Annotated in this window: 12 protein-coding genes; 3 read left to right on the forward strand and 9 right to left on the reverse strand. The window is 68.8% G+C overall.

What is annotated here, in order from left to right; translation table 11 throughout:
• Genes OG947_RS02195 through OG947_RS02230 form a run of 8 tightly spaced genes read right to left on the reverse strand, consistent with a single transcriptional unit; the run spans position 1 to position 12157 of the window.
• Positions 1-834, reverse strand: a complete 834-nt coding sequence (locus tag OG947_RS02195) for an IclR family transcriptional regulator (RefSeq protein WP_037185313.1) — start codon at positions 832-834, stop codon at positions 1-3.
• Positions 835-865: 31 nt separating this feature from the next.
• A complete protein-coding gene (locus OG947_RS02200) occupies positions 866-2770 on the reverse strand; it encodes a DUF294 nucleotidyltransferase-like domain-containing protein (protein ID WP_328813020.1) in 1905 nt (634 codons plus the stop codon).
• The gene (locus OG947_RS02205; RefSeq protein WP_027505097.1) at positions 2748-4265 is read right to left on the reverse strand and encodes a GMC family oxidoreductase; all 1518 of its coding nucleotides are present in this window, start codon (positions 4263-4265) and stop codon (positions 2748-2750) included. Before OG947_RS02205 ends, OG947_RS02200 begins: the two co-directional genes overlap by 23 nt.
• Entirely contained in the window at positions 4262-5806 is a 1545-nt protein-coding gene (locus OG947_RS02210) for an APC family permease (protein ID WP_027505096.1), read from the reverse strand. Before OG947_RS02210 ends, OG947_RS02205 begins: the two co-directional genes overlap by 4 nt.
• Before the next feature lie 30 nt (positions 5807-5836).
• The gene (locus OG947_RS02215) at positions 5837-7366 is read right to left on the reverse strand and encodes an aldehyde dehydrogenase family protein (RefSeq protein WP_328813021.1); all 1530 of its coding nucleotides are present in this window, start codon (positions 7364-7366) and stop codon (positions 5837-5839) included.
• Positions 7367-7389: 23 nt separating this feature from the next.
• On the reverse strand, positions 7390-8547 hold the full coding sequence (locus tag OG947_RS02220) for an aromatic ring-hydroxylating oxygenase subunit alpha (RefSeq protein WP_328813022.1): 1158 nt from the start codon (positions 8545-8547) through the stop codon (positions 7390-7392).
• Entirely contained in the window at positions 8544-9686 is a 1143-nt protein-coding gene (solA, locus tag OG947_RS02225) for an N-methyl-L-tryptophan oxidase (RefSeq protein ID WP_222645324.1), read from the reverse strand. The genes OG947_RS02220 and solA overlap by 4 nt, the downstream gene beginning before the upstream one ends.
• The gene (locus OG947_RS02230; protein ID WP_328813024.1) at positions 9683-12157 is read right to left on the reverse strand and encodes a GcvT family protein; all 2475 of its coding nucleotides are present in this window, start codon (positions 12155-12157) and stop codon (positions 9683-9685) included. The genes solA and OG947_RS02230 overlap by 4 nt, the downstream gene beginning before the upstream one ends.
• A gap of 212 nt (positions 12158-12369) precedes the next feature.
• Here OG947_RS02230 and OG947_RS02235 point away from each other — a divergent pair, with 212 nt between their 5' ends.
• From OG947_RS02235 to OG947_RS02245, 3 genes are all read left to right on the forward strand, one after another.
• Complete coding sequence (locus OG947_RS02235; RefSeq protein ID WP_027505091.1) at positions 12370-12699, forward strand: bifunctional 3-phenylpropionate/cinnamic acid dioxygenase ferredoxin subunit; 330 nt, start codon at positions 12370-12372, stop codon at positions 12697-12699.
• The gene (locus OG947_RS02240; RefSeq protein WP_308123764.1) at positions 12696-13865 is read left to right on the forward strand and encodes an NAD(P)/FAD-dependent oxidoreductase; all 1170 of its coding nucleotides are present in this window, start codon (positions 12696-12698) and stop codon (positions 13863-13865) included. The genes OG947_RS02235 and OG947_RS02240 overlap by 4 nt, the downstream gene beginning before the upstream one ends.
• Before the next feature lie 120 nt (positions 13866-13985).
• Positions 13986-15068, forward strand: a complete 1083-nt coding sequence (locus OG947_RS02245) for a fused (3R)-hydroxyacyl-ACP dehydratase subunits HadA/HadB (RefSeq protein WP_328813026.1) — start codon at positions 13986-13988, stop codon at positions 15066-15068.
• Positions 15069-15074: 6 nt separating this feature from the next.
• On the opposite strand, the gene OG947_RS02250 is transcribed toward OG947_RS02245, so the two are convergent.
• Positions 15075-16379: a M16 family metallopeptidase gene (locus OG947_RS02250; RefSeq protein WP_051613192.1), complete on the reverse strand. Its 1305-nt coding sequence runs from the start codon at positions 16377-16379 to the stop codon at positions 15075-15077.
• Positions 16380-16409 lie beyond the last annotated feature (30 nt).

Genomic DNA, 16409 nt, shown 5'->3' on the forward strand with positions numbered 1-16409 from the left:
TCAGTCGCCGCCGTATCCCAGCTTGCGGCTGATCTCGAGGGCCGCACTCATCGCGTCCGCCGCGACGGACGCGAAGTCGTCCGGTTCGAGCCGGTAGGCCGGACCCGAGACGCTGAGCGCAGCCACGACGTCCCCGGTGTGGTCACGCACGGGCGCGGACACCGCGTTCAGACCGATCTCGAGTTCCTCACGCACTGAGGCCCAGCCCCGCGAGCGCACCGCCTCGAGCTCCTGCTCCAGCGCGGTCGACGAGGTCACCGTGGTCTCCGTGAAGGAGTCCAACCGGGACGGGAGGCGCCGACGTACCTCGTCCCGCGACAGTCCGCTGAGGAGGATCTTCCCGCTCGACGTGGCGTGGACCGGGCTGCCCTGGCCCACCCACGTACGCAGCGCGACCTCGGACTCGGACCGAGCCTTGACGATGTTCACGGCGCGGTCCTCGTCGAGCACCGCGAGGTTGGTGGTCTCCCCCACCTTCTCGGCCAACATGTCGCAGATGCCCTGCGCTGCCTTCGCGAGGTCGCGTTCGGCCGTCGCGGACCCGGCGAGGCGGACGATGGTGAACCCCAGCCGGTACTTGCCCCGTTCACCCACCTGCTCCACGAAGCCGCGGGCGTCCAACACCCCCAGCAGCCGCGAGACGGTGGACTTGTGCACCCCGAGTTCGTCGGCGATGGCCGTGACACCGGCCGTCCCGAGTCGAGCGACGATCTCGAGGACCTCGAGAGCGCGGTCGACCGACTGCACCGCGGTACCGCGCGTCACCGCTCTCCCCGCGTCGTCGCCGTCGTCGGTGCCGGACGTGTCGGACACGGAGATCTCGGAAGAAGCCATGATGGTGTCCGATTCTATCCGGCACCCGGTGTCAGCGGTCGCGCACCGCGCGGGGCACGGGGACACCGACGGTGGACGCCACGTGGCCCACCCTGCGCTGGACCGACGCGATCTCCCGGATCGCGTCCATCACCATGCTGCGCTCGAGGGGTGTCAGCTCACCGAGGGCCACGACGTCCGTCGGGGTGCGCCCGTCGCTCAGGCAGTCCACCTGATGGCCGAAACGCAGGTGCTGCAGCCGCTCGAACACGTCGACGAGCACGCGTGAGTCCGGTTCCGACAGCAATCCGTTGCCCGCCGCCGCGGTCAGCCGGGCGGGTGTCGACGCGCAGGCGACGCCGACACTCATACCGCCCCACCGCGCCAGGTTCACGATCGGCGACACCGCGTGCGACTTGAGATCCACCGTCGTACCGCGCCGCGCGAGCACGTCCCGCACCGACCGCACCCGTGCTCGGGTGGCCAGCGCATCACGGAGCTGGAGCCGCAGCGCCTCGGGATGCTCGACGGCCATCTCGCGGTACGCGTCCGGAACCGAGTGGAGATCGGGATCGCCCCACACCACCCGGCCGTCGACCAGGAGCGAGGACATGACGATGCCGCGATCGCCCAGGGGGTCGTCGAGCCAGCCGCTCGCGGCCGCGCGCCACGCGGAGGCCGATCGGGCGAAGCGGGGGCTGGACGCGATCGCGTTGTTGGTGTCGGCGGGCAGTCCACAGGCGTCGAGCGTGCGGTGCACGGCGCGGGCGAGGCCGCGGAGCGGCTCCTCTCGGCCGGCGAGGCCGTCGCTCCACGACAACGCGCTGTCGACGTCGGACGACGGCATCGCCTCCCGTCGTCCGACGCTTCCCAGCGACAACCACGCGAGATCTCGGCCGCGCAGCGGGGTCGGCGATGCCGCGATCGCCAGCTCCACGGCACGACGGACGAGGGCGTCCACCACCACGGACAGGATCCCGGACGCGGCCCCCGCGGTGGTCCCGGTGCGCCACAGGTCGACGATCAGCGGACGCAGACCCGCACTCACCCCGATCAACGCGTCGGTGGACACGGCTGCCTCGACGTGCCGACGCAACGAGAAGCTGCGGGTGGTCGAGTTGGCCAGCAGATCGGCGCTCTCGAGGACACCGACCAGACCGCCCCGGACATCGACGACCGGCATGTGTTGCACGCCGAGCTCGAGCATCTCGAGCAGGACGCCGGTGGTCGTCCGGTCCGCGTCCACCACGGCCGCGGGCACTGTCATGACGGATCCGATCCGTGTGTCCACCGGCACACCGGCGGCGACCACCCGCGTCCGCAGGTCTCGATCGGTGAAGATGCCGTACCGGCCCCGCGTCGTCGGGATCACCACGCACGACGACCCGCGCTCCGTCATCAGGCAGACCGCGTCGCGGATCGAGGTGTCGGCGTCCACGGTCGCCGCCGCACGACGCACGAGGGCGGCCGCGGTGCCGCCGGGCGCCGCCGACAGACCGGCGCCGTCGGGACTCGGTGAGGCGATGGACCGGCCGCCGAAGGACTGCGCGATCGTGCGAGCCAGGTACGTCACGCCCGCGGGGCTCGCGAACACCGGTCGCACGGACGGACCCGGCAGGCGCACGACGACCGACGGCCGCGCCGCCGTCGCCGTGAAGGTCGTGCGCAGACCGACGAGCATGGCCGAGAAGCCGAACAGCCCACCCGGCTCGATCGTGTCGAGCGGCGCGGCGCCGTCGACGTCGTCGGGGTGCAGCAGGTCGACGCTGCCGGACCACACCACCCACACCGCGTCGATGTCGTCGACGCCCGGTCCGACCACGACGTCGCCCGCCGCGTACTCGGCGGTGGACGCCGTCGCCGCCAGATCGGCGAGATCGCTTCTGGTCAGCGAGTCGAACGGAGAGTGACCGGCGAGGAATTCTGCGAGCGTGTCAGCCGGTGACGAGGTCGGCACACCGTTCCGCCATCGTCATCACCGTGATGTTCGGGTTCACCGCCGGCAGCTTCGGCATCGCCGACGCATCGACCACCCGCAGATTGTGCACGCCCTTGACGCGCAATTCGGGATCGAGCACCGCCATCGGATCCGACGCGGCACCCATCTTCGCGGTGCCGGCCGGGTGATACACGGTGTTGTGAGTGCGATGCACGTAGTCGAGGAGATCGTCGTCGGTGACGGCGTCCGGCCCCGGCGCCAACTCGCGGGCGATCCAGTCCTTCAGCTGCGGCTGGTCGGCGATGCGTCGAGCGAGCTTGAGACCCGCGAGCATCACGCGGTCGTCGTGCCCCTCGCTGTCGGTGAAGTACCGCGGGTCGACCTTGGCGCGATCACGGAAATCGCGTGAGCGCAGTCGGACGGTTCCGCGTGAACGGCCCTGTGTCACATTGGGAGTCAGGCAGAAGCCGTTGTCCGTGGTGGGGTAGCCCCAGCGCAGGGTGTTCATGTCGAACGGCACGCTGCCGTAGTGCATCATCACGTCCGGATACGTCAGATCGTCCTCGGTCGTGGCGAACAGGCCGATCTCCCACCACTGCGACGACGTGGTGACCATCGGCTTCGACGCCTCCCAGAACACCAGGCCCTCGACGTGGTCGTCGAGGTTCGCGCCGACGCCCGCCGAGTCGACACGCACCGGAATCCCCATCTCGCGCAGGTGCACCGAGGGCCCGATTCCCGACAGCATCAACAGTTTCGGAGTGTCGATCGCCCCCGCGGTGACGATGACCTCACGGCGTGCGGAGACGACGTCGTGCCCCGTCAGATCAGGACGCTGATACCGCACTCCGGTGGCCGTGAGCGAGTCGTCGATGACGATCTCGCTGACCCAGCAGCCCGTGCGGACCTCGAGATTGGGGCGCGTCGCCATGATCGGATGCAGGTACGCGTGCGAGGTGGACATGCGCAACCCGTCGTCGGACGAGTTGATCTGGAACCAGCCGGCCCCGTTGAGCACCGTCTCACCGCGATTGAACTGCACGGTCGGCAGTCCCACGCCGGCCGCGGACTCGAGGACGGCGGCACCACACGGATCGAGTGGCGGAACGTCCCGCAGCGTCACCGGTCCGGTGACGCGCGAGACGTACGGGAGGATCGACTCGGCGTTCCAGCCCGTGGCGCCCATGGCCTCCCAGTCGTCCAGGATTCCGGCCGGTGGATGGAACGCGATGCACGAGTTGTGAGACGAGCAGCCGCCCAACACCTTCGCCCGCGCGTGGCGCATGAAGCTGTTGCCGCGTTCCTGCGGCTCGACGGGATAGTCCCAGTCGTAGCCGGAGTCGAGCAGATGCATCCACCGGTCGAGCACCAGGATGTCGTCGTTCCCGACGTCCGTCGGTCCCGCCTCGACCAGACACACGGTCACGGTGGGATCCTCGCTGAGGCGTGCGGCGAGAACACATCCCGCAGTTCCGCCGCCCGCGATGACGTAATCGAAGATCGCGTCCGTCATACCTTCTCGCCTTCCGCCGTACCCGCTGTGGTGGTCGCTGCGTGTGACGTCAACGTACCGATGTGTCCGCGACCGACGGTGAAATACCACAGATATCCGAGCCCGAGGATGACACCGATGTAGACGAACGCACCCCAGGTGTTGTACCAGGGTGTCCCGTAGACGGCTTCGCGCGGCCACGCCAGATTCAGCGCCATGCCGGCGCCCCACACGACCGCAAAGATGTTGACGGGCAGACCCCAGCGACCCATCGTGAAGTAGCCACCCTCCTTCAGGTCCTTCGGCGGCCACTCGCCCTTCAGTCGCTTCTTCAAGAGCGGTCCCGTGACCATCAGATACGCCAGGTAGATCATGATGATCGCGATCGACGTGAGCACCGTGAAGATCTTGGGCTGCCCCACGTTGATCACGAGGATCAGGATCGAGAGCAGACCGATCACGACGGCGGGCACCACGGGCGTCTGGTACTTCGGATGCACGGTGGCCAGCCGCTCGCCGAAAGGCAGCGCGTTGTCGCGCGCCATCGCGAAGGTGAGGCGGATCGCCGCCGTGTGCACCGCGAGCGAGCACACCGTGACGGCCACCAGGATGCAGATCAGGAACACCGTTCCCAGGGGTCCGGACAGCACCGAGGTGACGATGGACTGCAGTCCACCCTGCGGCGTGCCCAGCTCGGGATCGTTCAGATCCGGCGCCGCCATGACGGCGAACACGAGGATGGCGCCGCCGATGACGAACGACGCGAGGATGGCCCGCAGGATCGCCTTGGGGGCGGTACGCCGCGGTTCGACGGTCTCCTCACCGAGCGAGCTCGCCGTGTCGAAGCCGTACATCACGTAGCCCGACGCCAGCGACGCCACGAGGAACGCGCCCAGGTACCCGGCACTCTCCTCGGTTCCGTACCCGTTGGTGGAGAAGAAGATCTCCGGGCCGCGCTGAATGTTGAACGCCAGGATCACGGCGATGAGCACGGCCGCGACGAGTTCGATGAAGACGCCGGCACTGTTGATCCGCGCCATCAACCGGATGCCCGCGGCGTTCACCAGAGTCGTGAACGCGATCATGATGGTGCCGAGAACGACGGCATTGGTGGCGTAGTCGTACTCCCCCGTGCCGTCCCCGATGAGCTGGAAGCCGGACCACAACCGAGGCAGGTTCACCTGCAGGGCGAGCACCACCGCCGACAACGTGACGATCGACGCGGTGAGCATGAGCCACCCCGACGACCATCCGACGATGCGGCTGCCGAGCAGCTTCGCCCAGTTGTAGACCGAGCCCGCCACCGGATACTTGGCCGCGAGTTCCATGAAACACAGCGCCACGGCCATCTGCCCGACGAAGACGATGGGCCAGGACCACAGATAAGCCGGGCCCGCGGACCCGAATCCGAAGTAGAACAGCTGGAACGTGCCGGTCAGGATCGAGATGTAGCTGACGCCGGCCGCGAAACTCGCGAACTTGCCCAGACTGCGGTCGAGAGATTCCTTGTATCCGAAATCGCCGAGACCGCCGTCCTCGACGTCGGAAGTGGAAGACACCATGTCGCCTCGCTCACGTGAGAATGGAAGAAACTAGCTGGTGGTGCCGAACCACTCCGCCCGAGGTGCTGCGGTGTTGTTCCAGATGTGCTTGGTCTCCTGGTACTCGTGGAGTCCCGCGGGCCCGAGTTCGCGCCCGTTGCCCGACTTCTTGAAACCGCCCCACTCGGCTGCGGCCGTGTAGTACCCGAAGTCGTTGAGCCACACGGTTCCGTGTCGCAGCCCGCGCACCATGCGTTCGCCGCGTTCGGGATCGGTGGTGCGCACACCGGCCGCGAGACCGTAGTCCGTGTCGTTGCCCAGTCGCAGTGCCTCTTCCTCGGTGGTGAACCGTTCGACGGTCAGTATGGGCCCGAACGTCTCGAGCTGCACGATGTCCATCTCACGAGAGCAGTGGTCGAACACCGTGGGCAGGAAGTAACTTCCGTCCGCCAGAGCCGGATCGGACGGTGCGCGGCCGCCCGTGCGCAGAACTGCACCCTCTGCGAGGGCGGTCTCGACGAACGCCTCCATCTTGTCGCGTTGAGTCGTGGAGACCAGTGGCCCCGTCTCGCTGGACGGGTCCGTTCCCGGTCCCATCCGGATGGCTTCGGCGCGGCGCACGATCTCGTCGACGAACCGATCCGCCACCGAGTCCTCGACGATGAGACGTGTTCCGGCCGAACACACCTGGCCGGAGTGCAGGAAGACGCCGGTGAGCACCTGGTCGACGGAGGCGTCGAACGTGTCCTCGTCGGCGGCGTCCGCGAACACGATGTGCGGATTCTTGCCCCCGAGTTCCACCGCCACCTTGGTCACGTGCGGCGCGGCACTCGCGAGGATCGCGCTGCCGGTCGCCAGTCCACCGGTGAACGACACGAAGTCGACGTCCGGATTGTCCGTGAGCGCCGGCCCGATGGTCGCGCCGCTCCCCTGCACCAGATTGACGACACCGTCCAGCACCCCCGCTTCCTCCAGCAGGTGGGTGAACGCGATGGTGCTCAGCGGGGTGACCTCGCTCGGCTTGAGCACCATCGTGCAGCCGGCAGCCAGCGCAGGCGCGATCTTCCACGAGATCTGCAGCAGAGGGTAGTTCCAGGGCGCGATCATCACGCAGACACCGATCGGCTCGTGCACCACGCGCGAGATGACCGCAGGATCACCCACGTCGACGAGACGATCGCTCGAGACGGCGGCGAGCTGAGCGTAGTACCGGAACACCGAGGTGACGTCGTCGATGTCGATGCGGCTCTCCGCCAACGTCTTCCCGGTGTCGAGGGTCTCGATGACCGACAGTCGCTCCTTGTCGCGCTGCAGGAGATCCGCCACGCGGTCGAGCACCGCACAGCGTTCCGCGACCGGGGTGGCGGGCCAGTCGCCGCGATCGAAGGTGGCACGGGCCGCGGCGACGGCGGCGCGGGCGTCGTCCGGCGAGGCCTCGTCGACCGACACCAGGACGCGACCGGTCGCGGGGTCGATGCAGTCTCGGGTCTCCCCCGAGGTGGCAGGGACCCACTCACCCCCGATGAGGAGAACGCGCTCGAACAGTGTCGGATCGACGTCGTGCTCGGTCTGTTGATTCACTGCCCCACCCTTTCACCGATCGGTCACCCCTGCAGGCGCCCGTCCTCCCGCAGGCGTTCCACCAGCCAGTCGTGGAAGAGCCCGATGTGATGCTCGGCCGGCACCAGAACGCCACCGTCACGGTATGCCCGTGAGCTCATCGCCGGTTGGGTTCGCTCACATGCGTCGAAATCCTGCACGTTGACGCGATGGAACAACTCGACCGATCGGCTGACGTCGCGGCCGGACTCGACGACGTCCCGCGTGTACAGCCAGTCGCACTCGACGACGGTACGGTCCGCGGACACCGGGTACATGCGGTGCAGGATCACGTGGTCGGGAACCAGGTTGACGAAGACGGTCGGCTTGATCGTGATGGCGTAGTACCGCCGGTCCTGATCCTCCGAGAGCGTCGGCAGGGCGCCGAACCCCGCGGACCCGTCCACGGTGAATCCGTCGATCTCCGCGCCGAACTCCGCACCGTGGCCGACGAAGTACTGGGCCGCGAGCCCGTCCGCGAACTCGGGGAGGACCTCGGTCAGCTCCGGGTGGATCGTGGCGCAGTGATAGCACTCCATGAAGTTCTCGACGATCAGCTTCCAGTTGGCCGCCACGTCGTAGACCTCGCGGCGACCGAGTTCGAGAGACGGCATGTCGTACCGGTCGATGGCCGTCGGGTCGCCGAGCCGCTCGGTGACCGCGCCGATCACCTCGTCCTCGAAGGACGGCGGCTCGACCGCAAGGCACAGCCACGCGTAGCCGAGCCACTCCCGAAGCGCGACGGGGATCAGACCCCACTCCGTACGGTCGAGCGGGGCACCGGACCCGTCCGACAACGCGGACAGATTGGGAGCGGCCACGAGCTTCCCGTCCAGCCCGTACGTCCAGGCGTGGTAGGGACACTGCAGATTACGCTTGACCTGGCCCGACTCCTCCGTGCAGATCTGTGCGCCGCGGTGACGGCACACGTTGAGGAACGCGCGCAGAGCCCCGTCACGCCCGCGCACCACCAGCACGCTCTCGCGGCCCACGTCGACGCGGCGGAAGGCGCCGGGTGCCGCGAGATCGGCACTCCGGACGGCGCAGAACCACATCGTCTCGAACACGTGCTCCTGCTCGGCCAGGAACGTCTCCGCGCTGGTGTACCAGGATCCGGGGAGAGTGGGGATCAACGACTGAGTGCGGGGCGCGGCGCTTGTCATACGGTCACCAATCGGCGGGGATCGAAGAGGGTGATGGGGTGCGCGGTCGTCCCGGTGGTCGCGAGGTCGGCCAGGATCTCACCGACGACGGGCACGAACTTGAAACCGTGGCCGGAGAACCCGCACGCGACGGTGACGTTGGTGGCGTCGGGGTGCCGCGCGATGACGAAGTGCTCGTCCGGAGTGTTGGAGTACATGCACGTCGCGGAGTGCACGCTCGGCCCGTCGAGGCCGGGCACGGTCTGCCGCACCCGGGTCTGCATCGCCTCGATCTCGTGCGGGTGCACCGTACGGTCGATGGTGTCCGGCGTGCACTCGATGCCCTTGCGGAAGAAGGCCACCTTGACGCCGCCGTCGGGACCGTCGATCGCCGGGAAACCGTAGTCCTGCATACCGTCCGCGGCCTCGTGGATGAAGATCGGGTTGTTCTCGTACGCGGCGGTACCGGCGCTCGCGCCGAACCAGTGCAGTACCTGGCGCTCGACGACGATCGGTACCGCGAACTGCTCGAGCAACTGCGGTGCCCAGGCACCGGGGCAGATCACCACCTGGCCCGCCGTGTGGGTCCCCTTGTCGGTGGTGACGGTGACGCCGTCCCCCGACTCCTCCCAGCCGAGCACCGTCTCACCGAACTGCAATGTTGCACCGCGGTTCTCGGCGAGGTCCAGATGGGCCTGAACGGTGAGTTCGGGCCTCGCGAAACCCGCGGCGGCCTCGAACAGTGCCACCTCGTCGGGGTCGGGATCGAAGGTGGGGAACGCCTCGCGCACCTGCGCGGCATCCAGGATCTCGTGCGGCAGCGACCATTGCCGTGACGCCAGCAGCGAGCCCGAGAACGTCACCGAGCTCTCGCGCCCGAGGAACAGTCCTCCGGTGATCCGATGCACCTCCTTCCCGGACATGCTCCTCAGTTCGTCCCACAGTTCGTAGGACCGCAGGAGGAGCGGGACGTAGGCCGGGTCCTCGAAGTAGGACTGCCGGATGATCCGCGATCCGCCGTGGCTCGATCCCTTGTCGTGGGCGGGGGTGAACTTCTCGAGTCCCAGCACCCGCTGTCCGCGGTCGGCCAGATGGAAGGCGGCGGCGCTGCCCATGCCGCCGAGTCCGATGACGATGACGTCGTAGCTCACGTGGTTCATCTCCTGATCAGCTGTCCGGCGGGATCGACGACCGCGTCGTCGGACACCGTCGCACCCAGTGCGGCGGCGAAGTAGGTCACCGACACCGCGGTGCCGAGTGGAGTGTCCAGCGGAAGCCAGGCGTACGCGACGCACCGCCCGAGGGTCGCCGACCATCCCGCGCTCGTGACGTACCCGACGACCGTGCCGTCGAGCGAGACCGGCTCCTTCCCGAGCACCACGGCGTCCGGGTCGTCGAACACGAGGGTCCGCAGCCGTCGCGTCGCGGGCCGAGCGGCCAGGGCCGACCGACCGACGAAGTCCGTGGCGTCCTTGACGGCGAACTCGACGCCCGCGTCGGCCGGGGTGTCCTCGGAGGTCATGTCGTGCCCCCACGCGCGGTACCCCTTCTCGAGTCGCAGGCTGTCGAACGCGAGCCGACCGGCAGCGATCACCCCGTGGTCGGACCCGGCCTCCCACAACAGGTCCCACAGGGCGCCGCCGTACTCGGCGTCGGTGTAGATCTCCCACCCGAGTTCGCCGACGTACGACACCCGCATCATGATCACGGGAATCGCACCGAGGTACGTCCGCACTGCGCGGAAGTAGCCGAAGGCCTTGTGTCCCAGGTCCGCGTCGGCCAGCGGTGCCACCATCGCGCGGGCACGGGGACCCCACACTCCGACACAACACGTCGCTCCGGTGACGTCCCGCACCGTCACCGGACCGTCGGGCGTTCCCGCCCTGGCGCGGCGCAGCATCGCATCGAGGTCGAGTGGACCGTTCGCTCCGACGCGATAGTGATCGGCGCCGAGTCGCGCGACCGTGAGGTCGCTGCGGATCCCGCCTCTCTCGTCGAGCATCAGCGTGTAGGTGACACGGCCGATCGCGGTGTCCACGTCGTTGGTGGTGAGGTGCTGCAGGAAGTGGGCTGCGCCGGGTCCTTCCACGTCGTACCGGGTGAGCGGTGTCATGTCGTACATCGCGACCCGGCTCCTCGTCGCCGCGGCCTCGGCCACGGCGATGTCGGAGAAGTGACGCGCGGACCACTCGTCGCGGACCGGAAGGTGGAACCCGGTCTCGAGGAGCGCCGCGAGTTCGCCCGCGTTGCTCTCGTACCAGGCGGGGCGCTCCCAGCCTCCGCCCTGGACGAAGCGGGCGTCCAGCGCGACCTCCGCGGCGTGGAACGGGCTGCGCCGCAGTCCTCGCAGCGCCGTGCGCTGCTGGCGGGGGTGCACGATGTCGTACACCTCCACGAACGCCTGCGCGCTGGTCGCGGCGATGAAGGCGGGACTGCGCTCGACCGATTCGAAGCGATACAGATCGGACTCGTGGAGGTCGATCTCCGAGGCGCCGTCGATCAGGGTCTGGGCGAGAGCGCGCGCGATACCGGCGGAGTGCGTCACCCACACCGCCTCTGCCACCCAGAAGCCGGCCAGATCCCGGTGCTCCCCGACGATCGAGTGACCGTCGGGAGTGAAGGAGAAGATGCCGTTGAATCCGGATTCGACCTTCGACTCCCGCAGCGCCGGAAGCACTCTCGCGGACTCACGCCAGGCCGGCGCGAAATCGTCCTCGGTGAACGGCAGCATCGACGGCATCGGTGGGGGCGCCACGGACGACGCGTCACCGTCCGCGTCCCACGACAGCGCGCCCATGTCCGCGGGCATCGGGTCGTGGCCGTAGTAGCCGATACCGAGACGATCCCCGTGCTCCCGGTAGTAGAGGTCGCCGTCCTGGTGACGAAGGATCGGCAGACTCGCGTCCGTCGCACCGGTGTTCCGGCCGACCAGCGCCTCGATCTGTCCGGTGTAGGCGTACTGGTGCGCCATCGGGACCAGGGGAACCGTGAGGCCCACCGTGCGCCCGAGCTCGGCACCCCAGAAGCCCGCGGCCGACACGACGATGTCCGCCGGCACGTCGCCGTGCGGGGTCCGCACTCCCGTCACACGTCCACTCGCCTGGAGGATCTCGGTCACCGGACTGTCCCCCCGGAACACCGCCCCGCGGGCCTGCGCCGCACGCGCCTGCATCTCGGCGGCCCGCACCGCCCGGGCGAGACCGTCGCTCGGAGTGTGGAACGCGCCGAGCACGACGTCCGGGTCCACGAGCGGGTGCAGAGCCGCTGCGGCCGCGGCGTCGACGAGCCGTCCCTCGATGCCCCACGAGCGCGCCCACCCGGCCTTGCGTTGCAGATCAGTCCACCGAGCCTCGGTCGTCGCGATCTCGAGGCCGCCGAGCGTGTCGAAGCACGGCCCGTCGTCGTGCGTGAGTTCGCGGAACTTGTCGGCCGTGTAGGCCGCGAAGTGGGCCATGGAGCGCGAGGGATTCGTCTGGAACACCAGCCCGGGGGCGTGCGACGTGGATCCGCCGGTGGAGAACAGCGGCCCCTGGTCGAGCACGGTGACGTCCGTCCACCCACGGGCGGTCAGTTCGTCCGCCAGGGAGGTCCCGACGATTCCGGCGCCGATGACGACGATACGAGGTGTCACGAGCGTCCCCCTGGGACCTGTTGCGATCAGCGCAACGATGGGTGGTTTACGCAACACAGACTCGACGCCCCGGGCCGGGCTGTCAACCCGGCACGCTGTGGTTCGACACACCGGTGCAGCGATTGACGCGATGGATCGTCCTGGTGCATCCTGTTGCGCAGATCGATCACAGTTGCGATCGACGCAACACCGTCACACTTGCGGGAGGCATCATGCCGGACACCGTTCATCGCGTCGCCGTCTGCTCCGCATCGGCCCTCCCCGTCGGCGAGGTCGCCACCGTCACCCCGCCGGGTCACACCGCGATCTCCGTCTTCCACACCGAGGAGGGCCTCTTCGCGATCGACGACACGTGCACACACCAGGACGCCTCGCTCGCCGACGGATGGGTGGAGAACTGCGCAGTCGAGTGCCCGCTCCACGAGTCGTGCTTCGATCTGCGGACCGGCGCCCCCTCGGGCACACCGGCGAAGACTCCCGTTCGGACCTATGCGGTGCACGTCGTCGACGGCGCGGTCGTGCTCGACCTCCCCGGCTCGTGACGACCCCCGACAGGCCCGACGTCGAGACGGTGAACTCCGTCCTGGTCGTCGGGGCGTCGCTCGCGGGCTCGACCGTCGCGACCGCTCTCCGCGAGGACGGGTTCACGGGTCGCGTCACCGTCGTCGGCGACGAGCCCCACCTGCCGTACGATCGCCCGCCCCTCTCCAAGGCCTTCCTGCAGGGATCGGCTCCCGACCCGTGGCTCGTTCCCGAACCCGATGCGCTCGACGTCGACTGGGTGCTCGGGACACCGGCTGTCGGCATGACCGGTCGGAGCGTGGAGCTCGCGGACGGGCGGGAGGTGAGTGCCGACGTCGTCGTCATCGCGACCGGCGCGCGCGCACGGACCCTGCTGGGCGCCGACGACCTCGGCGGCGTCCACACGCTGCGCACGTTGGACGACGCCGCCGCACTGCGCTCGTCGCTGGCCACGGCGACCACCATGGTGGTGATCGGCGCGGGATTCATCGGAGCCGAGGTGGCCTCCACGGCCGCCGGCCTCGGCATCTCCGTCACCATCGTCGAGGCGTCCACCGCTCCCCTGTCCGGCCCGCTCGGCCTGACGATGGCGGAGGTCTGCGTCGATCTGCATCGCGCGAACGGCGTGACCCTCCTGCTCGGCGCCGCCGTCGACTCTCTCGAGGGCCGCGACGGGGCCGTCACCTCCGTCCTGCTGGGGGACGGGACGGTACTGCCCGCCGACGTCGTGGTGATCGGAATCGGATCGATCCCCAACACGGAGTGGGCGGCAGCGTCCGGTCTCGCCATCGACGGCGGTTTCGTCACCGACGCGCAGTGCCGCACCACCGTTCCGGGCGTCTACGCGATCGGGGACTGCGCTCGCGCGTTCGACGAGGTGCTGCAGGACCACCATCGCAGCGAACACTGGTCGCACGCGGTCACCCAGGCTCGGCGAGTGGCGCGGTCGATCGTGGGGGCGCAGCCCGCGCCGTCCGGTGTCCCGTATTTCTGGTCGGACCAGTACGGCTCTCGCATCCAGTTCGCCGGCCGTCGCCAGTCGACCGATTCGGTGCGCGTGGTCGAGGGCGACCCGGAGGCCGGCTCGTTCGTCGCCGTGTACGAGCGAGCGGACGACGTCGTCGCCGTCCTGGCGATGAACAACGCCCGATCGTTCACCAGGATGAGGAAGAGCCTCGGGGCCTGATTCTCCGCATGCCGATCAGCATTGGGTGCGTATAACAATCTCGAAGTCGCTTTTCTGTGATCAGCCCGGAGAACTCCGTTGGCACTGCACAGCGCTCGTCGCCGGGGATAGGTTGCCGTCATGACTGCCGAGATCCTGGCCACCGACGCCGTCGCGAGCGACACCACGTTCGACCCGGCGCAGCATGCGCTGGACATGGTGGGCTACCACTACCGCGCCGACGACTACTACGAGGTCGGCCGCGAGAAGGTGCGGGAGTACGCGAAAGCCGTCCGCGACTTCCATCCGGTCCACTGGACCGAGGAGGGCGCACTCGAGGTCGGCTATCCGGCGCTGATGGCGCCGCCCACGTTCTTCTCGCTGGTCGGCATCATCGCCCAGCAGAAGCTGCTCGAGCGCATCGCCACCGGATACGACCTCAGCCGGATGCTGCAGACCGACCAGCATGCCGAGTACTTCGCGCCGATCCTGGCGGGCGACCGGCTCACGTGCGACGTCTCGCTCGACTCCTTCCGCACGGTCGTCGGCCGCGACATGATGGTGACCAAGACCGTCATCACCAACCAGCGCAACGAGCTGGCGCAGATCACGTACACCACACTGCTCATCGGGCGCGCCGACGACGGCGACGACAGCATCGCGGACGTCGCGCGCGGCATGGTCATGAACGGCATGTTCACCCTGTCCACCTCCGACGAGGTGGCCGACGTCAATCCCGGCGGTGACGACCTCGAGACGGTCTACGCCCCGCCCGTCGTCGTCCCGCACACCGGCCATGCCCGTCGGCGCTTCGAGGGCGTGGCGGTCGGCGACGCACTGCCCACCAGGACGGTGCTGCTCTCGCGCGGCGATCTCGTGAACTACGCGGGCGTGGTCGGCGACAACAACCCCGTGCACTGGAGCGACCACTTCGCGTCGCTGCTCGAGCTCGACACCGTCGTCGCCCACGGCATGCTCACCATGGGCCTCGGCACCGGCTTCGTGTCCGAGTGGCTCGGCGACCCGGGTGCCCTGAAGGACTGCACCGTGCGCTTCACCAGCCCCGTCATGGTCGACCCGGTGTCCAAGTCGGAGATCGTCATCGACGGCACGGTGAAGTCGAAGGACGAGGCGACCCGGACTGCGGTGGTCTCCATCGACGCCCGCTACAAGGGCAAGCGCATCCTCGGCCACAAGGCCATGGCCACCGTTCACCTGGCCTGAGACGCCTCAGCTCCCGGCCACGGCTCCGCGTACCGAGGCCGGGAGCTTCGTCACCTTCGAGAACGGCCCTACCACGGCGGCCGCCATGGGCCGCGCCAGCAGGGTCCGGGCGACGTCGCGGACCTCGTCGTTGGTCACTTGATCGATGCGCGCGAGCGTCTCCTCCACCGACCTGTGGTCGCCGTAGTTGAGCTCGCTGCGACCGATCCGGTTCATTCTCGATCCGGAATCCTCCAGTCCGAGAACCAGTCCCCCGCGCATGCTCCCCTTCGCGCGAGCGCACTCCGCGTCCGTGATGCCGTCGGTGGCCACCGACGCGAGCACGTCGCGGATCACCGAGGTGACCTCGCCGAGATTCTCGGGCTGGCATCCGGCGTACACCGAGAACGCACCCGTGTCGGAGAACGTGTCCACCGACGAGTACACCGAGTACGCGAGACCGCGCTCCTCCCGGATCTCTTGGAACAGACGCGAACTGAGCCCTCCACCGATGGCGGTGTTCAGAACCGACAACGCCCACCGATGACCCTCGTGGCGTCCGAACGCCCGCACGCCCAGGCACAGGTGCGCCTGTTCACTGTCCCGCGTCGTCAGGCTCAGGGCCGGGCGCGCGGTGATGCGGCCCGCTCCCCCACGCCGCGGTGCCGGTTCGGCGGCACCGGCGATCCGGTCGGCGAAACTGCGACGGACCCCCGCCACCACGTCGTCGTGGTCGACGTTGCCGGCGACCGCCACCACCATGCGCGGCGGGGTGTAGCGCCGAGTGTGGAACGAGTGCAGCTGATTCCGCGTCATGGACTCGATGGACTCCACCGATCCGATGACGGGACGACCGATGGGGTGGTCACCGAACAGCGCGGTGAGGAAGGCGTCACCGAGCAGGTCCTCGGGGTCGTCGTCGCGCATCGAGATCTCCTCGAGCACCACCTGGCGTTCGACATCGACGTCCTCGGCGCGGCAGCGACCGCGGAGCACCACGTCCGCCACCAGGTCGAGTCCGAGGTGCAGGTCCTCGTCGAGCACGTGCGCGTAGAAGCACGTGTGCTCCTTGGACGTGAACGCGTTGAGCTCGCCGCCGACTCCGTCCATCACCTGCGCGATGTCCAGAGCCGTACGGGTGGGGGTGGCCTTGAACAGCAGGTGCTCGAGGAAGTGCGCGGCACCGGCGACGGTGCGGCCCTCGTCGCGCGAACCGACGGCGACCCAGACGCCGACCGAGGCGGACCGCACGCCGGGAACGAACTCCGTGACGACTCGGACGCCGCCCGGCAACACCGTGCGGCGGACGCCGGACGGTTCGGGTGTACGCACACGGCGGCGCGGCCGGGAGCCCGAGAGCTC

The organism is Rhodococcus sp. NBC_00297 (assembly GCF_036173065.1).
In the GTDB taxonomy this organism is placed as follows: Bacteria; Actinomycetota; Actinomycetes; order Mycobacteriales; family Mycobacteriaceae; genus Rhodococcoides.